The organism is Pelotomaculum schinkii (assembly GCF_004369205.1).
GTDB classification, from domain to species: domain Bacteria; phylum Bacillota; class Desulfotomaculia; order Desulfotomaculales; family Pelotomaculaceae; genus Pelotomaculum_C; species Pelotomaculum_C schinkii.
Genome location: NZ_QFGA01000001.1, coordinates 1,272,863 through 1,297,794, shown reverse-complemented (window position 1 = coordinate 1,297,794; position 24,932 = coordinate 1,272,863). Strand labels below are relative to the sequence as shown.

Annotated in this window: 23 protein-coding genes; 17 read left to right on the top strand and 6 right to left on the bottom strand. The window is 48.9% G+C overall.

Annotated features, from left to right (window positions below):
* Nucleotides 1-35: 35 nt before the first annotated feature.
* The 5 genes from Psch_RS06145 (at nt 36) to Psch_RS06125 (ending at nt 4,892) form a co-directional block, all read left to right on the top strand.
* Complete coding sequence (locus Psch_RS06145) at nt 36-1,784, top strand: YcdB/YcdC domain-containing protein (protein ID WP_190239524.1); 1,749 nt, start codon at nt 36-38, stop codon at nt 1,782-1,784.
* A 47-nt stretch (nt 1,785-1,831) separates the two neighbouring features.
* On the top strand, nt 1,832-2,740 hold the full coding sequence (locus tag Psch_RS06140) for a hypothetical protein (RefSeq protein WP_190239523.1): 909 nt from the start codon (nt 1,832-1,834) through the stop codon (nt 2,738-2,740).
* 196 nt (nt 2,741-2,936) lie between these two features.
* Nucleotides 2,937-3,176 (top strand): AbrB/MazE/SpoVT family DNA-binding domain-containing protein, encoded by a 240-nt coding sequence (locus Psch_RS06135; RefSeq protein ID WP_190239522.1) that lies wholly within the window; start codon nt 2,937-2,939, stop codon nt 3,174-3,176.
* Nucleotide 3,177: 1 nt separating this feature from the next.
* On the top strand, nt 3,178-3,591 hold the full coding sequence (locus Psch_RS06130) for a type II toxin-antitoxin system VapC family toxin (protein WP_190239521.1): 414 nt from the start codon (nt 3,178-3,180) through the stop codon (nt 3,589-3,591).
* Nucleotides 3,592-3,920: 329 nt separating this feature from the next.
* Entirely contained in the window at nt 3,921-4,892 is a 972-nt protein-coding gene (locus Psch_RS06125) for a DMT family transporter (protein WP_190239520.1), read from the top strand.
* 222 nt (nt 4,893-5,114) lie between these two features.
* Here the strand turns inward: Psch_RS06125 and Psch_RS06120 are convergent, their stop codons facing one another.
* The 3 genes from Psch_RS06120 to Psch_RS06110 form a co-directional block, all read right to left on the bottom strand.
* Nucleotides 5,115-5,309 carry a hypothetical protein gene (locus Psch_RS06120; RefSeq protein WP_190239519.1) on the bottom strand — a complete coding sequence of 65 codons (195 nt, stop codon included), beginning with the start codon at nt 5,307-5,309 and terminating at the stop codon, nt 5,115-5,117.
* Between the two features lie 91 nt (nt 5,310-5,400).
* A complete protein-coding gene (locus tag Psch_RS06115; protein WP_190239518.1) occupies nt 5,401-5,691 on the bottom strand; it encodes a hypothetical protein in 291 nt (96 codons plus the stop codon).
* Nucleotides 5,688-6,122 (bottom strand): ArsR/SmtB family transcription factor, encoded by a 435-nt coding sequence (locus Psch_RS06110; RefSeq protein WP_243123960.1) that lies wholly within the window; start codon nt 6,120-6,122, stop codon nt 5,688-5,690. Before Psch_RS06110 ends, Psch_RS06115 begins: the two co-directional genes overlap by 4 nt.
* Nucleotides 6,123-6,370: 248 nt before the next feature.
* Between Psch_RS06110 and Psch_RS06105 the strand changes: the two genes are divergently transcribed.
* Together Psch_RS06105 and cas6 are read left to right on the top strand one after the other, a co-directional pair.
* A complete protein-coding gene (locus Psch_RS06105; protein WP_282432450.1) occupies nt 6,371-6,586 on the top strand; it encodes a PdaC/SigV domain-containing protein in 216 nt (71 codons plus the stop codon).
* 159 nt (nt 6,587-6,745) lie between these two features.
* Nucleotides 6,746-7,729, top strand: coding sequence for a CRISPR system precrRNA processing endoribonuclease RAMP protein Cas6 (cas6, locus tag Psch_RS06100; RefSeq protein ID WP_190239516.1), 984 nt, complete (start codon nt 6,746-6,748; stop codon nt 7,727-7,729).
* Nucleotides 7,730-7,863: 134 nt separating this feature from the next.
* On the opposite strand, the gene hepT is transcribed toward cas6, so the two are convergent.
* On the bottom strand, nt 7,864-8,280 hold the full coding sequence (gene hepT, locus Psch_RS06095; protein WP_190239515.1) for a type VII toxin-antitoxin system HepT family RNase toxin: 417 nt from the start codon (nt 8,278-8,280) through the stop codon (nt 7,864-7,866).
* A complete protein-coding gene (mntA, locus tag Psch_RS06090) occupies nt 8,273-8,722 on the bottom strand; it encodes a type VII toxin-antitoxin system MntA family adenylyltransferase antitoxin (protein ID WP_190239514.1) in 450 nt (149 codons plus the stop codon). The genes hepT and mntA overlap by 8 nt, the downstream gene beginning before the upstream one ends.
* 168 nt (nt 8,723-8,890) lie before the next feature.
* Between mntA and Psch_RS06085 the strand changes: the two genes are divergently transcribed.
* The 4 genes from Psch_RS06085 to Psch_RS06070 all read left to right on the top strand — a co-directional run bounded on the left by Psch_RS06085 (nt 8,891) and on the right by Psch_RS06070 (nt 13,243).
* Nucleotides 8,891-10,168, top strand: coding sequence for a Wadjet anti-phage system protein JetA family protein (locus Psch_RS06085; protein WP_190239513.1), 1,278 nt, complete (start codon nt 8,891-8,893; stop codon nt 10,166-10,168).
* A gap of 349 nt (nt 10,169-10,517) precedes the next feature.
* Nucleotides 10,518-11,099, top strand: a complete 582-nt coding sequence (locus tag Psch_RS06080; protein WP_243123959.1) for a Fic family protein — start codon at nt 10,518-10,520, stop codon at nt 11,097-11,099.
* 301 nt (nt 11,100-11,400) lie between these two features.
* Nucleotides 11,401-12,492: a PdaC/SigV domain-containing protein gene (locus Psch_RS06075; RefSeq protein ID WP_190239511.1), complete on the top strand. Its 1,092-nt coding sequence runs from the start codon at nt 11,401-11,403 to the stop codon at nt 12,490-12,492.
* Entirely contained in the window at nt 12,485-13,243 is a 759-nt protein-coding gene (locus tag Psch_RS06070; protein WP_190239510.1) for a DUF1287 domain-containing protein, read from the top strand. Before Psch_RS06075 ends, Psch_RS06070 begins: the two co-directional genes overlap by 8 nt.
* A 54-nt stretch (nt 13,244-13,297) precedes the next feature.
* Here Psch_RS06070 and Psch_RS06065 read toward each other — a convergent pair whose 3' ends face one another.
* Nucleotides 13,298-15,205 (bottom strand): S-layer homology domain-containing protein, encoded by a 1,908-nt coding sequence (locus Psch_RS06065; protein ID WP_190239509.1) that lies wholly within the window; start codon nt 15,203-15,205, stop codon nt 13,298-13,300.
* A 183-nt stretch (nt 15,206-15,388) separates the two neighbouring features.
* Between Psch_RS06065 and Psch_RS06060 the strand changes: the two genes are divergently transcribed.
* The 6 genes from Psch_RS06060 (at nt 15,389) to Psch_RS06035 (ending at nt 24,716) form a co-directional block, all read left to right on the top strand.
* Entirely contained in the window at nt 15,389-15,628 is a 240-nt protein-coding gene (locus tag Psch_RS06060; protein WP_190239508.1) for a hypothetical protein, read from the top strand.
* Between the two features lie 263 nt (nt 15,629-15,891).
* Nucleotides 15,892-16,593, top strand: a complete 702-nt coding sequence (locus Psch_RS06055; RefSeq protein ID WP_190239507.1) for a response regulator transcription factor — start codon at nt 15,892-15,894, stop codon at nt 16,591-16,593.
* Complete coding sequence (locus Psch_RS06050; protein ID WP_190239506.1) at nt 16,568-18,613, top strand: sensor histidine kinase; 2,046 nt, start codon at nt 16,568-16,570, stop codon at nt 18,611-18,613. Before Psch_RS06055 ends, Psch_RS06050 begins: the two co-directional genes overlap by 26 nt.
* Nucleotides 18,614-18,625: 12 nt before the next feature.
* On the top strand, nt 18,626-23,125 hold the full coding sequence (locus tag Psch_RS06045) for a DEAD/DEAH box helicase (protein WP_190239505.1): 4,500 nt from the start codon (nt 18,626-18,628) through the stop codon (nt 23,123-23,125).
* Nucleotides 23,126-23,321: 196 nt separating this feature from the next.
* Nucleotides 23,322-24,230 carry a hypothetical protein gene (locus Psch_RS06040; RefSeq protein WP_190239504.1) on the top strand — a complete coding sequence of 303 codons (909 nt, stop codon included), beginning with the start codon at nt 23,322-23,324 and terminating at the stop codon, nt 24,228-24,230.
* Between the two features lie 195 nt (nt 24,231-24,425).
* Nucleotides 24,426-24,716, top strand: coding sequence for a type II toxin-antitoxin system prevent-host-death family antitoxin (locus tag Psch_RS06035; RefSeq protein WP_190239503.1), 291 nt, complete (start codon nt 24,426-24,428; stop codon nt 24,714-24,716).
* Nucleotides 24,717-24,932: the final 216 nt, after the last annotated feature.

The following is a 24,932-nucleotide window of genomic DNA, read 5'->3' as shown; positions in this document are numbered from 1 at the left end:
GGTTTATAACAAAACACATAAAGGAGGAGAGTTATTTGAGACGGATTAAGGGAGCAGTAGCCGCTGTGCTGGCTGCAGGCTTGCTGATGTCCACAACCGCTTGGGCGGCGGAAAAAGAGGCGTCAAATATGCAGGAAGTAAAAGGAGGTACGGAGATTGTCCAGGGGGCTGCCGGAAAGCTGGTTGACAAGGTGGGGTTAAATGAATCACAGCAGCAGGCTATGGAAAAGATTTATCAAATCATACCTGAACTAAAGGAATTATCCGTAGAAAATGTGCATGACGAGGGAGAGACTACTTGGGGAGTATTTTTAAGCAACCGTAGCGGTGACGCGGCGCCCGGTATTATGTATGTTAACGCCAGCCTTGTTTTTTATGACACGGGGGAACTGATCAGGTTCGATATCCAGAATCCGGATTGGGCTTCTGTAGAGCTTCCAACTCCCGGGCTGGCGAAAGAAAAAGCTGCCCAATTTGCCGGCCGGGTGCTGGGAGATAAGATCAAGGACTACCAGATGAGTGACGCAATAAGCTATGGTGGTGGAAGTACATTTGACGATAAGGGGCATGAGATAACCTGGGCCTCGGCCAGTATACAGTTTGAGCGCCTGATTAACGGTATCCCCTTTTTGAATAGCGGTATTCGGGTGGGCGTGGACGCCGCGGGCCATGTCACCGAATACTACACAGAGGATTATTATCCAATGCAGGAAGGCATTAAAGAGAGCAGGGTGGATCCGGCTGCATTCCCAGCCCCTTCCCTGGCCATGACGCGGGAGGCGGCGGAAAAGGTTTTGTCCGGTTCGCTGGAAATGAAGCTGAACTATGTCGGGCGTCAGCCCTTGAAGTACCCGTTGTTTGGCAACCAGAAGGTTGCAACCCGGCCGGTCTTGCTGTATACTCCTTTGAACATTATGCCTATTGACGCTGTAACGGGGAAGCCGCTGGCTGATTTTCAGTGGCAGCCGCAGACCAGCCTGATCAATCTGACTGGAGAGGGCAAGAAATTGATCGCCAGAACCCCCGAAGAAGCAGCCTCTCTAATTGCCGCTGAGACCGGCGTGGATATTTCCGGTATGAAGATTGCCCAGGAGGAAGAGCGAGGAAAGCACTTTGAGCCGGAGATTAAAGTGAAAGAATACATCTGGAGGTCCGACCCCCCAACGGGGCAGGACGGCCAGCCGGATTACAGCGCGATGCGTTATCTTTATATCAGCGCGTTGGCGGATACAGGACAGGTTGTTGGTTTCAATATCCAGGATGAAGGCGGGCAAGGAAAAAAGGGAATAGTAGCCTGGGAAACCGCACTGGAAACAGCCGTTCAATATGTGCAGAGGTATCTGGAGCAAGGCGCTGCCGAGCTGGAAATGTGCGCCTATCCTGCGTATGAAGAAAGCATTCCTGACTGGGTGGACAGAAGTAAATTGGACGGTAAGCCACAACCGGAATTTTATTTTACATTCACGCAAACGCACCAGGGCATCCCGGTTTCGGATTGTTCGTACTCTGTTACTGTAGACGGGTTGACTGGCAGGGTTACAGGTTTTCACGACGAGAACAGCAGTTCATCTGTTACTCTCCCGGACAGCAAGGGTGCTGTGACGGCTGAAGCGGCCAAGGCCGAATTCTTGAAAAGCCACCCGTTGCGCCTGGTCTACATCTGGCCTGAATATTGCGGTCAGAAAGCCCCTGAGCCACTCCTGGTCTATATGCCGGACTATGGTTTAAGCAGGGGTTACATTGACGCCTTAACCGGAAAAACGGTGATGGTGGAGAATGATTAATCTTATAAACAATGTTCACCTGTGGTCCGGCCTAAGGAGCGACGGAAATGAAAAATGCAAAAAAACTACTTGGCCTGATATTGGCTGCGGTATTGGCATTCTCGCTTTTAAATACCCCGGCGCTGGTGGCGGACAGCGACGGCATCATTGCCGCGCCCATCACAGGTATTCAGATCGAGGCCGACGTTGCGGCAGCAAGTCAAACTTTGCCCGGGCAGTTCCTGCAAAAGCTCGAATCTGCGACCGATGAAAAGATCATCAGCGTCCAATGTGATGATTTTGACGACGACGGGAAACGGGAAGCATTTGTAATGACCGGGAAAGGAAATCTCAGTGAGGGCGGCGATTTCTGGTTTGTCTCGGAAGACGAGGTTATCAAACTCAATAACATGTACTTGTATTCCCTTCCGGAAATGATCCAAATAGGGGATCAGAAGTTTATCAAATATGAAGAAGAGTATGCAACCGGCAGGCCCCTGTTTTTGCTGGATGTGGAAAACGGAAAGCCAAAATCAATCATATCGGGCGACGCGCAGGACCTTAGGCAGATGCCGGACGGCACCTTCACTGTGCAGCAAAATACGCTTGACATGATGTCCGACGGCACAGGCCGTACATTGAAACCGTACTCGCTTTACTATGACAACGTTTTTCATGAGTACGGTGCAATCGAAATCACGCAGGCGCAGCTACTCGAATTTGCCGGCGCGGACAATATCTTAAAGCAGATCGAAGCGGAAGGCGGGGCAGTCAAAGATATTTTATACCGCGACAACCATATCATCAACATCAATTATCAGACGGATCAGGGCATGAACCGCTATGTCAGCCTGAAATACAACGGTACATCCGTATCCGTCCTTCAGACGGACAACGGCAGCGGCGTCTATTTCGCGGCCCTGCTGCCCGATATCGCAACCTATCCCGCCGGCTTCCGTCATCCAAACAAATCATAAGGGGACAAGTAAGACTGATACGGAATTGCTTATGTGTATACCTCGTCTATACAAAAGCGGATATATGAAAGGACTGGCTAATCTTCAGCATACATTCCCAAAACATGTGTTCTGTGGCATAATAGAGATGGTAAATATGGTATTGATTTCTAATTAACTTACATGTATAATGTAAGTTAAGGGGGGGTGTAAGGCAGTGCCGGTCATTACTGTATCGACAAGGGGACAAATTATTATACCTTCGGAAATTAGGAAAAAGTACAACATCAAACAGGGTGACAGACTTGAGTTGCAGGAAGTAGACGGCAAGTTGATCCTGGTCCGTGCACAGGGCAAACCATTTGTGGGGCTTTATGGCGCATTAAAGGACAAAAAAAGCTTAACCCGGTCGCTGCAAGAAGAACATGCCAAGGAGATCGAGAAGGAAAGAAAATGACGTGTACGTATTTGACGCCTATGCCTTATTGGCATTCCTGGAGGCTGAAGAGGGTGGAGTTGCAGTAAAAGACCTTCTCGAAGCTCCAGGGAATAGATTTTTTATCAGCGCCGTTAATCTTGGCGAGGTTTATTATACGGTTTTAAGGGAACGGGGTATGGAAGTTGCGAGGCTGGTTGAATCGGAATTAAGCATGGCGCAAAATATTCGCGTGGTTGAAGCTACTTGGGAACGAGCGAAAGCAGCCGGGCAACTTAAGGCAAGAGGCGGTATTTCTTATGCAGACTGTTTTGCCGCCGCTTTATCTATTGAGAAAGATGCGCCGCTTCTAACTGGAGATGCAGAGTTTGAACGTGTTTCTGATAAGGTAAACATTCACTGGTTAACTAAAAAGAAAAAGGGGTTGAAAAAATGAAAAAATTTTTTCAGCGTCCTGGCTAGCCCTTTAAAAGAGCACTACGCCGGGATCCTGTTTAAAAGGCAACCTGATCGAAAAGGTATCCTTAAATACTGCAGCGTTAACAGAGGCATACCGCTGCCTCGGGCGGAAACCGAGAGCGGAAGCGGCAAATGACGTATATGCTTTGGCCCGCAGCTATTCGACAGGCGCGCCTGACTGGGCGGCTTCTTTTTTTGCATGGGTAACTTCGCGGCTTGACCGGGGGGAAAGCGTGGATCGTTATCTGGACTGGTGTCGCTTCAGCGGTACGGGTGTCTTCTAGTTTGAACACAGGAGGTAAGCCAATGCAGGCTTTACTAACGAAAATCAAGATATTTATGGGGGATCAGAGTAAACAGCAATTATTGGCTAATCTCGCCATGCTCATTACTGTTTTATTTTGGGGTATTTCATTTATCAGTATAAAAATAGCGGTAAGCGAAGTTCCACCAATTACAATGGCCTTGATAAGATTTATTATAGCAAGCGCTATACTTCTGGTTATCATAAGGAAATTGGAACCGGCTTCGAAACTTAAAAAAGAAGACAGAATAAAGATGCTGACGGCTGGTTTCCTGGGTATAACGCTATATTTTTATTTTGAAAACAGCGGTGTAAAAATGACAACGGCGTCAAATGCCTCCCTGATTACTTCAATCACTCCAATTATCGCGATAGCTTTGGACATGATAATTTTTAAGACTAAACCCTCGGTCCTGAAATTTGTGGGAATGGGTTGCGCTGTTGCAGGAGCTTATTTGGCGGTTACGGCAAATGGGCAGCTTTCTTTCAATTCAGCTACTTTTAAGGGGAACTTATTTATGGTTTTTGCTATGTTGACATGGTCTTTATATACTCTGCTGAACAAAGCCTTGCAAGATAAATATTCGGGTTTATTTTTAACCACCTGCCAGACCTTGTTTGGCACAATACTTTTAGTACCTGCTTCTTTTATAGAGTATAGACAATGGCATTTGTTCTCTTTTACTGCATTTTCTAATATTTTATTCCTCGCTGTATGCTGCTCTGCAATCTGTTATTTCCTTTATATATTTGCTTTAAAAAGGTTGGATGTCGCCATTACTACGCTTTACTTAAACCTCACCCCTGTTGTAGGCGTTGTCAGCGGTTACCTGGTATTGAGAGAGACTGTTCTGCCTGTTCAGCTTTTGGGTGGACTGATGATCATTGTAGTCATAATTGCTATCAACCTGGAAAAACAAAAATCAACCTTGAAAAGTGCAGGTGGGAATCCAGAATGCGCTAAAACCGTTTGAACACCCATGCGCTAAAACAAAACCAGTAGAGGATGAGAATCAGCAATGTGGGTTCGATTCCAATCGAACGCGGCGCGTTGGCGCAGAGCTTCTATAAGCCAATGATACATTTGTGCGAATGAATTTGCAGATGCGACCAGGCAAGGTCGTGTTCATATAGTGGGTGCGAAGCTGTGGTTATGGTTATGTGGTTATATGGAACACCCGCCGATTGAGCCTGTTTCACGCCAAAGCTTCCGATTGATCCCTTGGAGAACCGTTCCCCTGTGCGAGCTTTCTTTTCCCCCATGGCTTTAAAATTGAGATAACTACTAAGAATACAAAAATAGCCAAACTGATTATGATTCCAATGGACAATATCTTAAGGCTGTGAAAATAAGCTGGATTCTGCAGGGGATGAATGGCTGCCGCATTCATTTTCTATCTCCTTCTTTTTTAATTCAGCCTCTGATTTATAGAGGACTGCTCTATATGGTGTTTATGCAGCCGCTTTGTCGCCTGGTAAACTTCAACCGACCTCACGAAGCATCTTTTCCATCGCATTTATTCGCTCCTTCATCTCGGATAGATCCTTGACTATCTTCTGTTGCTCCTCAGCTATCTTCTGCTGTACTTTGACTGCTTCTTCCGCCAGCTTGCGATAAGCCTCGTCCCTGGCAATTTCAGCCATGCTCGCGGCCTTAGCCCGTGAGGTTTTTAGTACTTGCGATATCACAACTACAGCCACTATGGTAATCAGCGATAGAATAAAAAGCACAAATCCCATTCCGCCTATTCCGAAAATAACTTCTTCATTCATTTGTTATCCCCCTCATTGTTAACGTCTGATGCGGCGCCGGCAGTTTTTTTAATCGTGAGCGTTTTGACCGCTTCAGCGATGCTCTCCGGACTTAAGTGGAGTGCAAACGGTGTTATTTCGTAATAATTCATTGCTTTTCCATCCTCCGACAATTCCATTTTACTAGTCACCATTCCAGCATTCTCCAGTCGCTTCAAATGCATATACAGCAGTGGCCGGCTTATCATGGCCTCACGGGCGAGTTGACTGACATGAACGCGCCTGCCTGTCAGCAAAGCAATAATCTGTAGACGGTGCGGGTTGGCCAGGGCCTCCAGCATTTTGATCAGAGCGTCTCCGGAAGGTGGTGCTGGTTTAAAATGATTTTCATTTATTTCCTGATTCCCCCTTTTTGTAACGACATCCCAGGGACGTAGCAGGCTTGCTAACAAATAGTTGCCTGCCGGGATAGGCCTCTCTGGAAAGGTGTGAAATACTAAAATATTTCACCTGTAATAAATATATTACATATGAAATATCATGTCAAGACGAAATTATCCTTAGAATAAACCTTGTCTGTCCTCTTTGGACTCAAAGTACGGTGGGACAGGCAAAGCGGAATAATTCAACTTGAAAGCGGAAAAGAGAATGCAATTTCCATAACAACAGTGAAAGAAGCTTCTGAGACCGATAAAATCAAATAACCCTACAGTATCCCCAGATTGACGGGTTGGACGATAAAACCGTGCAGGATGGGAGAAACTCCATTTTCGAGAAATCAGCCGTAGGCGCCAGGAATGAAGGACTGAAAAATGCGGATGAAATGGAAAAGGCCATGGCGTCCGTGTATCCAGGCAGTCCAAACAAGTGTGAAACCTATTTCGACTACAGGCTGAAATACAAACAAAACGGATGAAAAAATAAGCATATAATCAATAGGGAATTCTCGCTACATGTAGAAATAATAACCATTATGGAGAAATTATATCTGTATGGTTATTTTTTTATTGCTTGATATGGATTTCATATTCTGATGCCGCTTGCGGTATGAGAAACCGTTAATGGAGAAAAAGCGATGTCCAAATATTTTACAATAGCTAAATACCGACTCACCATAGAGGCTGGGGAGAAAGGTTTGCTTCTGCCCCCTTACAAGGGTTCCACCTTAAGAGGCGGTTTCGGCAACGCCTTTCGGAGGATCTCTTGTTCACTCAGGGAGGCCAATTGCAACAACTGCCTCTTAAGGACAAGCTGTCCCTATGCTTATATCTTTGAAACCGCGCCTCCCCCCGGTTCTGAAGCCCTCCGCAATTACGAAAGTATCCCCCGGCCCTTTATCCTCGAACCCCCGCTGGAAACCAAAACCGAATATAGGCCCGGCGAGAAGCTGGACTTCAATCTAATCCTGATCGGCAGGGCGATCAATTACCTTCCTTATTTTATTGTTGCCTTTCGTGAACTGGGCGAATTGGGGATCGGGAAAATGAGGAGGAAATACCGGCTGGCCGAAATTCGGGCAATTGGTTTGAACAACGAGGAAAGCCAATTGGTGTACCAGGCGGAAGACCAGCTTGTGAGAAATACCAATCTGGCCATCCAGTTTGACTCAGCTGACCTTTTACGTCAGAAGGATAAAGTTATAGCCTTAACTCGCCTTGGTTTGGACTTTTTGACCATCACCAGGATTAAGTTTGAAGAAAATTTCGTCCACCATATTGAGTTTCACATGCTCATACGGAGCCTTTTACGCAGGCTCTCGTCACTGGCCTATTTTCACCATGGCTGGGAACTGGAGCTTGACTTTACCGGGCTGATTGAACGGGCGGCGGAAGTCCGGCTGGTTAGTGACGGTACCCGTTGGGTGAACTGGGAGCGCTATTCTTCCCGCCAGGACAACAAGGTGAACATGGGCGGCCTGGTGGGCCGGGTGGAGTATGAAGGTGAATTGGACGAGTTTCTGCCCCTCTTGCGGCTGGGGGAACTGGTGCATGTGGGCAAGGGGGCGGTGTTTGGGATGGGGAAGTATGAGCACTTGAAGCTTGGGTATAAAGAAATATAGCATGACCTTTGTGTCACGGGTGCACGTAGGACTTACCCCGCACCTCTGCCCACATGCTGCAGGCTGGCCATGCTATCAGTTAAATACAACCTTTACACAACATTATATTAGAATATAAATGCCGTTGACAAACGCTAGGCAAGAAAAGCTAGAATATATTTCTTGAAATCCTCAAAGTCCTTCAGTTTTGTTTGTATTATAGTATAAACCCTACTGGTATCAATTTCCCAATATATATGTACCAGGCGGTTGCGAAAACGAGCCATGTTGGTTAATTCTTTGGCGAAATCTTTTGGTAGAACACCATGATTTCCAAGTATAATAAATATATCCGAGTAATCTTTGGGAGCTTCAAAATTATAGATGGAAATGATGTGGTTGCCGATATTCAAGGTGGTTTCTATCGCTAACTGCAGGAACCTTTCTGCGCTGCCGTAATTACGTGGGTCATTAATAAATTCATTATGATTTATATTGCTGAGTTGGCTTAAAATAGACAGGTAATTGTCAAGCATTTTTAACTGCTTATCTACCTTTTGAAAATTAACCATCCGTCTTTCTCCCCTCCTGCAGTCTTTTAAAAAACTCCTCACGGTATTCACGGTAGATAGGCAGGCAGTCGATGTAGTATTTTCTCGCATATTCTACGAAATCGGATCTTTTTTCTTCATCGTTGCTGAAAAGCAGCTTGCCGCAGGTGGCGTTGTATTGAATGGGGAGAGGCGCTTTGTTCAGAACCACCAGGTCGATATTATCGGTTTCGAATATCTTTTCCAGTTCTCCCGCCAAGCTCATTTCAATGCGGAAGGACTCCATATCCGGTAATTCCCGGGCCATTATGATACCTATATCTATATCACTGAGTGGTGTGGGGCGTCCGCCGGCGTAAGACCCAAAGAGGTATGCCGCCGCAACCGCAGGAAATTGCCGGGAAATTTCTTTTAACCGGGGTAACAGCTTTTCAATTTCAATTGTTTTTGCAGTGGGTTTCATAGTTGGCACTTCCTGTATTTCATACTTAATTAATTATAACATGGTCAGAATTGGCCGGCAGCATGAACAGTAAGTCAAAATAAACTTAATTCTTTTGCAACTATTACATCCTGTCAGTTTAGTATACGCATTTCTGGGCTGTCCAAACGGCAAGGGGAAAGACAGCACTTGCTGCAGGTATGGAGCTTTGTAAAGACACTGGATAAAAATGCCTTGGTCTGGACATCATCTAAAATACCGGATAACTACGAACTTGGACTTAGTAGAAAGATAGAGGAATTTGTTGATACCTGCGAGAAATATAACGCAGGTCTTTGCTTTATGCAGCTATCACACCGGCCTATCAATTCTATATTCAGGCGGTACTACTATGAACCTCTTTTCCATTATACCGGACCGGTTTTTCAGCGTCCTGGCCAGCCCTTTAAAAGAGCACTACGCCGCGGGATCCTGTTTAAAATTTATGACCAGTACCTGCTGACCAGCCTGGGTATGGAGCGGGATGTGGTGATAGACGTAATTGTAGACTACATAGAAGAAAATTGGGAAGAAGAAGGGCAGTTCGCCGGGGCGCTTGACGACGAAATCTGGGATGAATCACTGGACAACCCCGCCGGTTTCCGCGACCGGGCGGCTTTCGTGCTGCGCAAACTGGAGTCCTGCGGCTGGCTTTCAACCGAAACCTATAACAATTACAAGCAGTATGTCAATATTAACGATTACGCGATTACAATTCTTGATACATTGGACAAAGTCCGCAAGAACCGCCAGGCTGAGTACCAGGGCTTTGTCTATGCCACCTACACCCTTCTTTACGCTGAGGATGTGGAACGGCAGGCCAGCCTGGCCCTGGAAAAGGCCTTTGAACAGACCGAGCAACTCTTAAACGGCTTAAAGTCTTTAAACCACAATATTAAACGCTATATAGAGCGGGTGCTGGCCGAAAAACAACCCAAGGATATCTTAAAAATACACTTTGAAGACTACAAGCAGGAGATTTTGGACAGGAGCTACCACCGCCTGAAGACGTCCGACAACGTCTTTCGCTACCGGCCCAAGATCATCAAACGGATTAACAAGTGGTACCACGACCCGGCCTGGGTGACGGCGACTGCCGCCCAGGAAGTCGAGAGGGGCCGCCAGGCCAGTCAGGCCGAGGCGGAAAAGGAAATATACCACCGGCTGGATTACATCCGCCAGACCTACACGGGCATGGATGAAATATTGGAGGAGATCGACAGGCGCAACGTGCAGTACGCCAACGCCTCCTTCCTGCAGCTGAAGTATATTCTTAATTCCAGCAAGGACCTGGAAGGGCAGCTGTTGGAAATACTCAAATACCTGGCCGGCCTGGAGGCCACTTTTCTCTGTTCAGGTGTCATGACTGCCACCGTTGCACTGCTTAACCCGATAACATATCAGGGGACTGAAAGGAGAAAAGGTTAAAGGAACTGCAAACAGGATACCCTTCTATATCAGGGGACTGAGAGTATAAATACATGAGGTTCCACCATAAAGCCTACGTTTGTTGCAGTGCCGATCCCGAAAACAAGGGGACTGAAAGATTGAGATTGAACACTACTTGGCACAATAGCGCGAGCAGGTGGACAACAGCCAGATTTGGGTTAGGGTTTTCCTAGATGGTCTTTCGAGCTTTGTGATTTCAATATCTATTAATTAAACCGTTTATTTACCTCCCATTAAATGGAAAAATATTATCATGACCTTCACTTATGATAATATTTACAGTAATATGATTATATTAATTGATCATATTTCAATGGGGGTAAGGTTTGTGCCGGTCAAAGCATTTTTAGTACCCAGTGCCATGGATGAACTTTGTCACGGTTTTAATACATATCGTGAAAAAGAAAGCTTTGACGATCTTATCTTAAGTTTCGCATTTATTCTTGATTTCCTTTGTATCCATCCTTTTCGAGATGGTAATGGCCGTATATCCCGTCTATTAACCTTATTGCTTTTATACCAGGCTGGTTTTGAAGTTGGGAGATTCATCTCTCTTGAACGAATTATTGAAGAAAGCAAGGTAACCTATTATGATGTACTTGAAAAATGGTGGCATGAGAACCAACACAATCCTATTCCATGGATTGAATATTCTCTTGGTGTCCTTATAGCTGCCTATAAAGAGTTTGAGGAATGGGTTAATCTTGCTGAAAATCAGAGAGGTTCAAAAACAGCCATGATCAAAGAAACAATCCTGCACCTTAGTGGGGACTTTTTCATCCAAGACATAGAGCAGGCTTGTCCAAACGTCAGCCGACCAACTATTTACAGGGTCCTTGCGATTTTAAAAGATGAAGGTAAAGTAGACTGCATCGTGCCTGGAAGAAATGCAAGATGGAAAAGGATATAGCCCTAAGGTACTACGTACAAACCAAGAAGTCAGGAAAAGTGTTCCTGAAATGGCCAAGGTTAAGAATTTATAGCGGGAAGTTAGAATAGGCGCCCATATTTTAAAATTAATGATACCGGCATCCGTTTATCGGATTGGTATTTGAACCTGTCTTTTACGCTAACCGTCATATATTCAAGGATATTTTTATACTGCCGGAGATCCTGATGGATTGATATGGCGATGGTAAAGCTGCGGTGGCGGGTATTTGGTGAGCAAACAACAGGGTACAGACTTTATACTTCGAAGGAGCAATGATCTCATGGGGAAAAAGGTTTTTTTGGCAGGGTTCGTTATTTCGTTGATGCTGTCTATGCATGCATATGGTTTTGCTGCAGCCGAAAGTCAGCCTGCAATCATGCTGAACGGTACGGCAATTGAGGCTGTCGCCTCTGTTGACGGAGGAAGTGTTTATTTGCCGCTGCGGGCGGTTGGTGAAGCGCTCGGATATGAAATACAGTGGTCGGGAAAGGATAATACGATTTCCGTTTCCAGACCTGAGAAAGATATAATAATTGATTTGAATAACTATAAAATAACTGCAAATGACCATGCTTATTATATGAGCGGGGATTACACCATCATCGGAGACAGTACGTACATGGGGCCGGATTTCTTCTCTGAAAACTTTGGGCTAACAGTACGCTGGGACAGGCAAAATGGCATCGTTCAACTTGAAAATGTAAAAGAGAATGCAATTTCCATAACAACAGTAAAAGAAGCTTCTGATACCGATACAATCAAAATAACTTTGCAGTATCCGCAGGTTGACGGTTTGGCTGACAAAACCGTGCAGGACAGGATAAACGCAGTCTTCAGCAAATTAGCCGGGGATGCCAAAAATGAAGGACTGAAAAATGCCGATGAAATGGAAAAGGCCATAGCGTCCGGGTATGCCGGCAGTCCAAACAAGTGTGAAACCTATTTTGACTACAGGCTGAAATACAATCAAAACGAACTGTTGAGCGTTGTTTTTCTCGATTACCAGTATACCGGAGGGGCACATGGACTGACGGCGCAAAGCTCCCATACCTTCAACCTGAAAACGGGTGAAGAATACAAGCTTAAGGATCTGGTAAAAAGTGATGCGGACTATGTTTCTTTCATCAGCAATGCCGTGAAGAATGAGATCGATGCGCGGGTAAAGGAAGGCGTCCTGCCTGATTATGCAATTGCGCCCTTTGAGGCTATCAGAGAAGACCAGGACTTTTACCTGTCCAATAATGCGGTCGTGGTCTATTTCCAGCAGTATGAATATTTCCCATATGCCGCCGGCATACAGGAGTTCCCGGTCGAATTTTCAGCATTGAAAGATCTGCTGAGGCCCGAATTCGGTTTTTTGAACAATGAATAAAATAAAGCTTCTAAAAACCTACGAAACGAGGATAGCCAAGGAAGGAAAGACATGGTTATGGGTAGTTAAAAGCCTACTATTAATTGTTGCCGCAGCATTGTTGTTTGGTTTATTTGAGTGGCGGTACCATTATTTCAACCTGCCCCGCTTGGATCCACAGGGGCTGGTTGAACAGCGCTGTGTTGTCGAGAAGGTTGTTCTGGACAGCGACAAGGACGGTGACGGCATCTACGACCTGGACGATATTGTCCAGGGGGCGCGCAAGGACCTGGAGGCGAGGCCCTTATATAAGGACGCCTATTATGCGGGAGGGTACCCGCCTGAAAACGAGGGCGTTTGCACCGATGTGATCTGGCGGGCGCTGCAAAACGCGGGCTACGACTTAAAGCGCATGATGGACCGGGATATACAAGCTCATCCGGACGATTACCCCCGTGTGGCAGGCACGCCCGAACCCAATATCGATTTCCGCAGGGTGCCGAACCAGGAGGCCTTTTTCAAAAAATACGCCGAACAGTTGACCACTGAGATTAAACCGTGGGATGCGGAAAATTTAAAGCAGTGGCAGGGCGGCGACATCGTGGTGTTTGGCCCGCCTAACGACCATGTAGGAGTGGTTTCGGACAAGAGGCAGGCGGACGGAGTGCCTTTCCTGATCCATAATGCCGGACCCTCAACCAGGGAGGATAACGGACTTCTCTCCTGGCCTTCCACTTTGAAATATCACTTTCGTTATCCTAAAGCAAACTGAGATATATTGTATATACAAACAGGTGTAAACGCCGGCTATCTTTTTTCTGAGCCTTTAAGGCTGACGCCATGCCATAAAATCACGGCAGGAGACATAACCGTAAAAACCGAAGAGATCCTCTCCTTCGGAAAACAGGTCCAATACCTTTTCCGGCTCCCCGCCGTCTGTTCCGATGATCCAGAGGGCGTTGTCCCGTACGTACAGGATGCGGTCTCCATCTTTGGACCAGGTTGGCTGGTACACGCCCGTTCCGGCGGCCGTCAGAAGATGAGCGCCGGAGCCGTCCGCATTCCGGAGCCAGAGTGTGCGCGTTGCCACCCAGTCAGCCAGTTCCTCCGGTTTGCTAAAGCCCCACACGTCGTAGCCCAGGTCCTTGGCAGCAACGAAAGCGATCCGGCGGCCGTCCGGAGAAAAAGAGGGATCGATTGAGACGCTGCCTTCGGGATTGCTGAGTTCCCGGACGCTCCCCGTTGCCAGGTCTATAGTCGACAGGCTCTTTCCGGCCCAGACTATACGCCCTCCTCCCGATACCATTACCAGGTTCCCCTGCGGCGACAGGGACTGCCAACCGCGGTGGGCAAGCCCGCTGGTGAGAAGCTTAGGTTCGGTCTCATCTAAACGAAGGCTCAACAGGCCCATCCCGTCAGCCGCCAGGGAAGCTGAGTGGAGTGGATCCAGCCAGTACAGCACCCCTTGACCGTCGGGCCACCAGGAGGTAACCCGTATCCCGGCTTGAGGGGCCACCAGCCGTTCAACAGGCTGGCCGCTGTCCACCTCAATTGTATAGAGCGCATCGCTGCGGTTTTGAGGCTCCTCCGACGGCAGCGTAATATTGTATGCCAGAATTTTGCCGTCAGGCGACCAGGCAAAATTATACGTTTCCTCAGACTGGACCAGCCGGCTTGGTTCACCTTCCGCAGGTACCAGCCAGACGCCGTCCCGCATGGCTACCGCCAGCATGTCAGAGGCGGGCGACCAATAAAAACTATCGCGGCTGGCCAACCCGGGCAGGTCTTGAACCTGGTGGAGCGATGAACCGTCCCGGCGTACCAGCCAGAGCTGGCCGCTACCGGAACCCGGGTCGGTGACGCGGATAAACGCCAGCCACTGGCCGTCATACGACCAGGCGGGTTGCAGCGCTTTGCCGGACACGGTCAGTTGCTTGACCTCTCCCGTTTCGCTATCAAGCGTGTAAAGCAAACCCTGCCGGATGAAGGCCAGGTCGCCTTGATCCTTGAAGGCTGCCGTATTCACATCCGGTGGATTTGGCACTGAATCGCCGGAGGCAGGCGGACTTCCCTGTTCCGCCTCCTGGATAGGGGAGGCGACAGCCAGAGTCTGTAAAGTGCGGTTTAGAACGGCCGCCAGCTCCGCACGGGTTATTTCCCGTTCAGGTTCGAATTCGTTGCCGGTGTACCTCATTATACCGGTGTTAAAGACAAAACTGATGTCGGATTGTTGTTTTTGGGTCAAATTCGTTATATCGAGATAATTCGGCCACATCATGGTGGTAATAACCGATAGCTTTTTTGCTGCAAAAGAGCCGGTTATTGCACTGGCTACATCAGCTCTGGTAACAGCTTCATGGGGTTTGAATTTTCTATCAGCGATATTAAAGATTTGTTCATAGCCAATGATCATTGAAGCCTGACTGTACCATGAATCATTATCCACATCGTCATATAAGTCAGAAGGGACAGGCGCTTTTATGAAATCTAAATCGTCAAAATTCAAATCAAAGGTTTTAACCAAACAAACAGCCAGTTGTCCCCGGTCAACAATTTCGTCCGGGCTGAATTTGTTATCTGCCGTGCCAATCATAATGCCTTTTTCGTAAACGGCTTCAATATCAGCCAAAGCCTGGTGCGACGCAATGTCGTCAAAGGGCGTCCGGGCCAGACCTGCCTCCGGGGCAATTAGAAGAGTTGCTGCCAACAAAAACATAAACAAAGCTCTTTTCATTCTGTTCGCCTCTTTTACATGAGTTTACATGTTGGACGATAGAAAGCATGACAGTGGTTCACATTATCGCAGAGACGTCTCCATAAGCTGCGGCTCTTCTCCCACGATTTTACCCTGGCGCTCTTCTACGATTACCTCAAGGTTTCCGGCCCGCACTTTCACGTGTGGCCGGACGGCAGGTTCGTGGATATCTGCGGCTGCCGGACGGAAAGATTAAGCCTGCCGGAGTTATCTGTCGCTCAGCAGCAAGACCGCCCTCTCTACGAAGAAGAGAAGGGGAAAATCATTGCTGCCGCTAGGGGTGCAATATCCACCTACATCGAGCATTATTACCGTTTGAGAAACCTGGATGAGCAGGCACTGAAGCAAGAGTTGAGCGGTACTACATGGACACCCGGGAGCCGGTGGAACAGGTGGCGTTAACCGATACCTATGAGGAACTCAGAAACAGGTCCATGGTACCCTATCTGCGGTCCGGCGCCTACCATCTCAGCGGAGAAATAAAATCGATGTTATTTCTCACGGTATAACGAGATGTAAAAGGTATTTCCACTATAAACAATAGCTTTACGGGAGAAATTAAGAAACTTTTAAGAAATCTATCCGTTTTTTTGTTAGCCAGGCCATTTATAGTATGACTAAGGTTCACGGGTTTACGAGTTTCTGGGTGAAAGGTGGTGATATACTTGGAAAAACAACGCGTCCTGGTGGTAGATGATGACCGGGAGATAGTGAATGCGATCGCTATCAACCTGCTAAATGAGGGTTACGCGGTACTGAAGGCCTATGACGGACTGCAGGCGCTCGATATGATTAGCACTCAGAGCGTGCATTTGATTATTCTAGATGTGATGATGCCAAAACTGGATGGGCTGTCGACTATGCTCAAGATCCGCGCGGAAAAAAACATCCCCATCATTATTTTGTCAGCCAAATCTGAGGATACGGATAAAGTGCTGGGTCTGTCTATGGGTGCTGATGATTATGTCACCAAGCCGTTTAATAGACTGGAGCTTATGGCCAGGGTAAAGTCTCAGCTAAGGCGTTATCTAAGCCTGGGGGATGTCAACGTGCAGGCCAGGCCGAACCTCCTGCAATCGGGCGGGCTATGTTTCGATCTGGAAAACCACACGTTAATGCTTGATGGCGATTTGGTAAAGCTGACCGCCAAGGAAACCAAGATCATGGAGTTATTAATGCGTTCACCGGGGCGGATCTTTCCCGCCGAGGAGATTTATGAGCGGGTCTGGGGAGAAACAGCTTATGGAGTGGAAAACACGGTCATGGTACATATTCGCCGGATCCGGGAAAAAATTGAGATAAACCCGAAAGAGCCTAAATACTTAAAGGTGGTATGGGGCATTGGATACAAAATTGAGAAAATCTAAACCTTTTACAGCCTGGCTGTGCTGTTTTCTGGCCGTAAGTATTATTACTGGCCTTTTTATAACTGGTTTGTCTGCCTTAGCGCAATTTAATGGAAGTGTAGATGCTTTAAAAGCTCCATTTACAGACTATAAAAGAAGTATCGCCTTCAAAGAGCGAACCGGTAACTATTTTCGCGAACTCTTCTATCTGGTGGCTTATCCTTCTACAGATCCTCATCGCAAGGAAGGGACTATAAAGTATTTAGATAATGAAGGGGAAAATCTGATATATTATGCGGTTAACAAAGATAGCGGTCTATTGGTAAAAAATATCGAAGGCGACTTGCCGCAAATTTCAGGCGCAGAAATGATGCCGGACTTGCCGGCCGGCTATAAATATTATTGGCATTTTGACGGGAAAAAGGTATGGGTGATTGAAGACGGGCAACCGGTCGATGTCGAGCGGCTGGATAGCGGCTACCGGAACATTATTCCAGGGGAATACACCGATAAAACTGCTGAGTTGGTCAATAGTGAAGTCTTCATGGCCGTCAAAGATACCCTGGTGAAAAACCCGTACGGACATTCCCAATATTTTATGGAACAGCAATTCATGAGGGTCCTTGGTTGGACTTATATAGCTCTTCTGGTATTGGGAATTTCATTGTTAATTTATGCGATAATCAAGCGCCGGGAGAAGCGGGAATTTGACCGAAAATTGGCCTCCTGGTCAGGAAAAATTTGGTTGGAAGTTAAGATAGTGCTTTCCCTACTGGTTTTAGGCCTGGCTGTGGCTGTGGGATTTTCCCCTAATTATTCCGGGGGGTATAGTTTTGCATTTGAGTGGGTGTGCGGTATTGTCTTGGTCAGTGGTTTTACGCTGATTGGTCTCTGGTGGTTTTACCTGATGCTTGTTGATCTAATCTTCAACGGCAAGAGCTTTTTTACCCACAACTCAATCAATTCCCTTTTAACCTGGTACCGTAAATATGAAAGCAGGTATTCCTGGCAAAAGTCGATGCTAAACCGGGCGTATTTGCTGGTGGCCGTCGAGGCGGTTATGGCGTTAATGTCGGTCATGTTTTTACTGGCGGCCATAAACGGTTCAGGCGAGTTGGCGTTACTGGCGGCTTTATTAATAGCAGGCGCGGGTATATACCTTATTTACCGGTATCTGAAACGCTATGACGAGACATTGAGCGATCTGGGCAAGCTGATGGACCACGTTGAACTTGTTAAGAATGGTGATATGAAAACCAGGCTGGAGGTTCCGGCGGATTCCAATGTTTACCCTGCCGCGCAGAACCTTAACTCTATCCAGGAGGGTATAGGTATTGCCGTCGCCGAAAAGATAAAATCTGAACGCATGAAAATAGACCTCATAACTAATGTATCGCATGATTTAAAAACTCCGCTGACTTCTATCATCAGCTACGTGGAACTTTTAAACCGGGAAGAAGGCCTGCCCGAACAGGCCAGTGATTATGTAAAAATTCTATCGCAGAAATCGGAACGCCTGAAGAATATCATCCAGGATTTATTCGACCTTTCCAAAGCGAACAGTGAGAATATTACCCTGGATATGGAGCAACTTGATTTAGCCCGGTTGATTAAACAAACCCTGGCAGATATGGAGGAGTCTATAAACGGCTCCGGCCTCACTTTTCGGCTCAACATCCCTGATGGGCCTGTGTATATAGTAAGTGACGGCAAAAAGCTGTATCGGGTTTGGGAAAACCTGATTACAAATGCTCTGAAATATTCTCTGTCCGGTACAAGGGTATATATCGACCTGACCGCAGATGGAGAAAGCGCCTGGGCCGCCATCAAAAACACCGCCAATTATGAAATGAGCTTTAGCGCAGACGAAATACTGCAGCGCTTTGCGAGAGGAGACGCTTCCAGAACCAGCGAAGGTTCCGGGCTGGGGCTACCCATCGCCCAAAGCTTCACCCAGATCTGTGGCGGCCGTTTCAACATTAAAATTGATGGCGACTTATTTAAAGTCGAACTATGTTTTAAACAATTAGATATAACCTGAAAGGAAGTTCCAATGGAACACCCGGTTCTCGATCTGTTTCATCCGCTTATCCGCAAATGGTTTGCCGAAAAGGTCGGCATGCCTACCGATATTCAGATCCAGGCCTGGCCCCGTGTCGCCAAAGGCGAGCATGTCCTGATCACAGCTCCCACGGGCAGCGGCAAAACCTTGACGGCCTTTCTCTGGGCGCTGCAAAAGCTAATTACCGGGGATTGGCCGGGTGGCCGGGTACGGGTCCTGTATGTTTCGCCCCTGAAGGCCCTCAACAACGACGTGCGGCGCAACCTGTTGAAGCCTCTCCAGGAGTTGCGGGCGTATTTTGCAGGGGCGGGTGAGCTGTTTCCCCCTGTCCGGGTACTCACCCGGAGTGGCGACACCCCGCAAAACGAGCGCCAGCAGATGCTGCGCAGGCCGCCCGAGATCCTGATCACCACACCCGAGAGTCTCAACCTGCTGCTTAGTTCCAAAAACAACCGCCAGATTTTAAACGGGGTGGAAACGGTTATTCTGGATGAAATCCACGCCGTCCTGGACAGCAAGCGGGGCACCCACCTGATCACGGCGGTGGACCGGCTTGTCCCTCTGGCGGGAGAATTCCAAAGGATCGCCTTATCTGCCACGGTCCGGCCCCTGGAACCGGTGGCCGATTTTATGGGTGGCTTTAAAGCACGTCAAGCCGGTGAAGATTACCATTATGAGAAGCGGCCGGTGGTTATTTTGAGGTCGGCTGCCAAAAAACACTATCACTTAACCGTTGAGGCTATTGAACAGAACAATGGCGGGGTGGAGGAGGCAGAGCAGGACGCCCTCTGGCAGGCCCTGGCTGCCACCTTGACGAAGGTGGTTAAAGAAAACACCGACACCCTGGTTTTTTGCAACAACCGCCGTACGGTCGAAAAACTGACCCGCTATATCAATGATGCCGCAGGCGAGCCCCTGGTCTATTCCCACCATGGCTCACTGGCCAGGGAACTCCGCCTGGCGGTGGAACACAAGCTCAAAAACGGTGAACTGAAGGGGATTGTGGCCACCAATTCCCTCGAATTGGGAATCGATATCGGCGAACTGGACGCGGTGGTTTTGGTGCAAACCCCGCCCTCGCTGACTGCCGCCGTCCAGAGGATCGGACGGGCCGGCCACGGGGTGGGCCAGGTGAGCCGGGGGATTTTGTTTCCCATTAGCGGACGCGATTTTGTGGAAGCCGCGGTGGCTTCATGCAGCCTGCCCGGGGCCGAGATCGAGCCCGTCACACCTGTTGAAGCGCCCCTGGACGTGCTGGCGCAGGTGCTTTTGTCCATGACCGCCGCCCAGACCTGGGACGTGGATGAACTTTACGCCTTCCTCAAGACCAGTTATCCCTATCGCAACCTGCCCCGGAAGAGTTATGACCTGCTGCTGGAAATGCTGGCGGGCCGCTACGCGGACACCCGCCTGCGCGAACTCAAACCGCGGATTATCTGGGATAAGCTTGACCATACAGTCAAGGCCCGTGACGGGGTGGCCCGCCTGGTTTACCTGGGAGGCGGCACCATCCCCGACCGGGGTTACTATGATCTCCGCCTGACGGACACCAAGGCCAAGATCGGTGAGCTGGATGAGGAGTTTGTCTGGGAGCGGAGCGTGGGCGAAACCTTCATGCTGGGCAACCAGGTCTGGCGGATTATACGCGTTACGCACAATGATGTGGAAGTGGTTCCCGGTGATCAGACAATCAACATCATCCCCTTCTGGCGGGCGGAAGAGCAAAACCGGGATTTCTTTTATTCCGAAAAAATAGGCCTCTTTTTGGAAGAGGCGGATCAAAACCTGGAAACGGAATCCTTCGCGCACCGGCTGGCGGCCAAAAACACCTGGTCTGCGTACGCGGTGGAGCGGCTTATTGAATTTCTCAAACTGCAAAAAGAAGCGACGGGCCAACCCTTGCCCCACCGCCATCATATTTTAATTGAACACTTTGCCGACCCCCTGAACACGGCGGACAGCAAACAGGTTATTATGCATACTCTTTGGGGCGGTAAAGTCAACCGGCCTTTTGCCATGGCTCTGGCCGCCGCCTGGGAGCGAAAGTTCGGCTACCCCCTGGAGATTTATGTCGGCAACAACAGCATCATGTTAATGCTGCCCCACAGTTTTGCGCCGCAGGATCTTTTCTCCCTGGTCCCGCCACAAAACCTGGAGAATCTTTTGCGGAGCAAATTGGAAAGCTCAGGCTTTTTCGGAGCGAAATTCCGGGAGAACGCGGGACGCGCCTTGCTTTTACCCAGGGCCAATTTTAAAAAGCGCATGCCCCTGTGGCTCAACCGCCTCAGGGCCAAAAAATTGATGGCGGCGGTCATCTCCTATGCCGATTTTCCGATCATGCTTGAGACCTGGCGCACCTGCCTCAAGGACGAATTCGATTTGGAAATGGTCAAACAACTGCTGGACGAAATAAGCGACGGCCGGATCAGGATAAGCGAAACGGTTACCCACCAACCGTCTCCCTTCGCGTCTGATGTGATCTGGTGCCAGACCAACAAATACATGTATGAAGACGACACCCCTTTTTTCGATCAGCAGTCGGGTTTGAGCCGGGAGCTCTTGAAAGAGCTGGTGTATTCACCTCATTTGCGGCCCGAAATCCCGGAGACCCTGGTCCGGGAACTGGACGGCAAACTCAAGCGGACCGCCCCGGGGTACGCGCCCGCTGATGGGGAGGAACTATTGCTCTGGATCAAGGAACGCCTTTTCATTCCCGCTGATGAAGCGGCCTCCCTCTTCGCCGCCATGGAACAGGATCACCAGTCAACCGATCACAGTTTAACCATGGATAAGGTTAAGCGCACCCTGGGGGGCAAGGTGGCCTGGCTTCACCTGCCGGGAGCGGAACAGCCGGGCTTGTGTGCCCTAGAAATCCTGCCCAGGATCGCCGCCGGCCTGGGTGTCGGTTTTTCCGATCTTACCCTGCGCCCTTTGCTCCCTCATGCAGCCGAACAGCTGTCGGCGGGCTTGAGCAAGGCTGCCGCCCTATTTAAACAGGAGACGACCGCGGAGTCCGGGGAGTTCAGAAGCGATACCGCCCTCTTTGTGAACCAGTGGTTGTCCTATTACGGCCCCGTGCCCCGGGATTTTGTGGGCCGGCGCCTTGGTCTGCCGGCTAAAGTTTGCGCGGCCGTGCTGGCCACTCTGCTGGAAGAGGAATGTATCGTGGCGGATGTGCTTACTCAGGGAGCCGGCGAAAAAGAAATATGCGACCGGGAAAATTTGGAGCGCCTGTTTACGATGGCCAGGCGCGCCCGCCGGCCGGAATTCAAGTCTTTGCCGGTGACCGCGTTGCCCTTGTTTATGGCAACCTACCAGGGGGTTGTGGAAAAAGGGACGACCATGGAGGATTTACAAGGACGCCTGGAACAATTGTTTGGTTATGTCGGCCAGGTCCATCTTTGGGAGGAAGCCATCCTGCCCGCCCGCATGGAGCCCTATTATACCGCCTGGACGGACAGCCTCATGCAAAACAGTGATCTGATCTGGTTTGGTTGCGGCAACAAGCGGGTAGGCTTTTGTTTGCGCGAAGATTTGGAGTTGTTCCCTCCCGGCGAAGAGCGTCAGGAAGAAGAAGATGAAGCGCAGGCCCGGGCTCTTTTTCCGGACCCGTGGGGCAAATACGATTTCTTCGCACTCAGCCGGCATACGGGTTTGCCCAGTGATGATCTGGCCCAAAGGCTGTGGCGGCATGTTTGGCGGGGCAGCATCACCAACGACAGTTTTGCCGTGTTGCGCAGGGGCATCCTGACTAAATTCACACCCCTCCAGGTGGAAGGCAACCGTGGTTTCGGCCGCCGGGCGGGATACAGCCGCTGGTCTGCTTCACGTCCTTTACAGGGCAACTGGTATGCCTTGCCGAAAAACGAAGAGCGGGATCCCGTCGAGCGGGAGGAACTGGTCAAAGATAGGATCCGCCAGCTTTTTTCCCGCTACGGCGTGCTTTTCCGCGAACTGGTCCAGCAGGAATTGCCCGAGATGCAGTGGCGGCGGATTTTTCGCACGCTGCGCCTCATGGAGTTTTCCGGGGAGATTTATGCCGGGCATTTTTTTGAACAAAGCACCGGTTTGCAATTTGCTTCCCCGGAAGCAAACCGTTTTTTGCGCAAAGGATTGAACGAGGAGAGTATTTATTGGCTGAACGCCGCCGATCCGGCATCGCCCTGCGGGCTCAAGCTTCCCGGTTTGGACGAAGACCTTCCCGCCAGTCTGCCGACCAATTTTGTCGTGTTTCACGGCGCCCGGTTGAAAGTGTCGGCCAAACGCAACGGCAAAGAGCTTTTGATCAAAACCGGGCCCGATGATCCGGCAATACCCGCGTATTTCGCCTTTTGTAAAACTCTCTTAACCCGTGAGTTTAATCCATTAAAAAGCGTGGTAGTGGAATCCATCAACGGCCTGCCGGCCCTGGAAAGCCCCTATAAAAAGGCTTTACAAGGGATTGGCTTTACCGGCGAGTATAAAAGTCTGGTATTGAGACGGCAATATTAGGCCGGGGTGTGTCTGCGAGAAGTTAAACTTACCTCGGAATTAGTCCCTCCCGAAATGAAATCTCTGGAGAAAAATACGGGCAGGAAAAAAACGGAGAGTGACAATGATTTTGAAATGCAAAGGGACAATGGTGTTTGGTCCCGTTCTTGCTGTCTTATTTGCTGGGAGCATCGCACTTATGGGTTGTACCGGAGTGATGGCTCCTAATAGAACCATGCCGCAGGCCACGCTCAACCCTGATTCCGCCCTGCCTGCCCTCGTCTGGCCGGGCGATAAACCACAATTGCCCGAGTTCACTGCATGGGAGTACATGGTGCAGCCCGAGCCTCCGGTGGATGTAGAGGAGCTGCTGGCGCGCATATGGGAAGGCAAAGAATACGAGTCTTACGACCATGGCGAGTATGGGATGTATTACCGTCTTCCTCTCTATCAGAGCAAGTATGGAAGATTCCGTGAGGAATTGGAAACATACGGCAACGGTTTTTCATATCGATGGGAAATCAACGAGAACTATCCCAAACAAAGAGCGATGGATAAATCGCCCGAACAAGCATTTAAGCAGGCCGGCGCATACGCGCGCGCGTTCCTCGTGGACGAGCGATATACAGAGTATCCTCTGCCGTTTGTGGCGCCGGTTGACGAGGACGGCACACAGATCAATCATTTTTATGAATTCAACTGGGAGCACCGGATTGATTCCATCCCCGTGCACAGGGAAGGGCTGTACCTTCGTGTCATCCCAGAGGGCATACCGCAACTCCGGCTGAGTTGGAGCACTTTTGCGCCGCTGGACACCGAGCCGCAATACCAGCCACTGACCTTTGACGAAGCGCTGTTTTCACTCAACTATATACGCAGCTTTATCGATCCGCACAAATGCAGCGAACATAGTGCGGACGACTTCCTCGTTTCGGCGCAGGTGGTATACAGCAATGTGTTTTCGGCTGACCCGGTTGTTTACCGGCCGGTATGGGAGTTCACTCTGTCGCGCAGCAGCAAAAAATCTTACCGGTTCCCAATACTCGTGGACTGCCTGACGGGTAAGGTGTCAAGCGACCACGACGGTATCGTGGAGTCTTATTTGAAAGACCGTCTTACCCTCTAGATTGGCAACCTCCAAATCAGCTTTTTGATACTTTTTTTCTGTTAGCGGTTGCCATAAGCTTAAGTTGCGACTCGTCTTTTAGACCTGTGTGCAAAAACAGGAATGTTTTCATATAAGAGACTTCATCGAGATGTTTGAATTACATAATTGATATGCTATAATATTGACAGAATAATGGCTATGGAGGTGGAAAATATGAGCCGGCAGGATCATATCATTGCAAATATTAAGCCTTCTACTGCAATTCGGCATGACTATAATTCATTTTCCAAGCTGTGCCACGAGACACAGGCTCCTGTTGTTGTGACGAAGAACGGCGAAGCCGATTTGGTGGTCATGAGCTTCGAAGCCTACCAGAAGATGATGGCGCGCCAACGGCTGGGGCAAATGTTGGCTGAGGTCGACCGCGAAATCGCCGCAGGTAAGCCCATGCGGGATCTTGATGAAGCGTTTGCAGAAATACAAAAAAGGTTAGACAATGCGTAAGAGAATCGTACTATCTGAAGCCGCCTATTACGAGGTGAAGAATAACACCGTAGGATGAAGCCGCAGACACCTGCGGCTTTTCTATGTCAGTTTTCACTTTTTGGAAGTTTAAATAACTTTTCGTTACTCCCAATTAGTGACGACGCGGTTATTTAAACTGTCACCGGGAAATTCATGTATTGGGGAAGGAAGAGAGATTCTGTAGTTGAATATAAA

Bases quoted from the DNA above. Each gene is read 5' to 3' on its own strand.
- Psch_RS06040 (WP_190239504.1), top strand. From the start codon at position 23,322: ATGGCTCCTAATAGAACCATGCCGCAGGCCACGCTCAACCCTGATTCC.
- mntA (WP_190239514.1), bottom strand. From the start codon at position 8,722: ATGAAACCCACTGCAAAAACAATTGAAATTGAAAAGCTGTTACCCCGG.
- cas6 (WP_190239516.1), top strand. From the start codon at position 6,746: ATGTCCAAATATTTTACAATAGCTAAATACCGACTCACCATAGAGGCT.
- Psch_RS06070 (WP_190239510.1), top strand. From the start codon at position 12,485: ATGAATAAAATAAAGCTTCTAAAAACCTACGAAACGAGGATAGCCAAG.
- Psch_RS06120 (WP_190239519.1), bottom strand. From the start codon at position 5,309: ATGAATGCGGCAGCCATTCATCCCCTGCAGAATCCAGCTTATTTTCAC.
- Psch_RS06140 (WP_190239523.1), top strand. From the start codon at position 1,832: ATGAAAAATGCAAAAAAACTACTTGGCCTGATATTGGCTGCGGTATTG.
- hepT (WP_190239515.1), bottom strand. From the start codon at position 8,280: ATGGTTAATTTTCAAAAGGTAGATAAGCAGTTAAAAATGCTTGACAAT.
- Psch_RS06065 (WP_190239509.1), bottom strand. From the start codon at position 15,205: ATGAAAAGAGCTTTGTTTATGTTTTTGTTGGCAGCAACTCTTCTAATT.
- Psch_RS06035 (WP_190239503.1), top strand. From the start codon at position 24,426: ATGAGCCGGCAGGATCATATCATTGCAAATATTAAGCCTTCTACTGCA.
- Psch_RS06125 (WP_190239520.1), top strand. From the start codon at position 3,921: ATGCAGGCTTTACTAACGAAAATCAAGATATTTATGGGGGATCAGAGT.
- Psch_RS06075 (WP_190239511.1), top strand. From the start codon at position 11,401: ATGGGGAAAAAGGTTTTTTTGGCAGGGTTCGTTATTTCGTTGATGCTG.
- Psch_RS06115 (WP_190239518.1), bottom strand. From the start codon at position 5,691: ATGAATGAAGAAGTTATTTTCGGAATAGGCGGAATGGGATTTGTGCTT.
- Psch_RS06045 (WP_190239505.1), top strand. From the start codon at position 18,626: ATGGAACACCCGGTTCTCGATCTGTTTCATCCGCTTATCCGCAAATGG.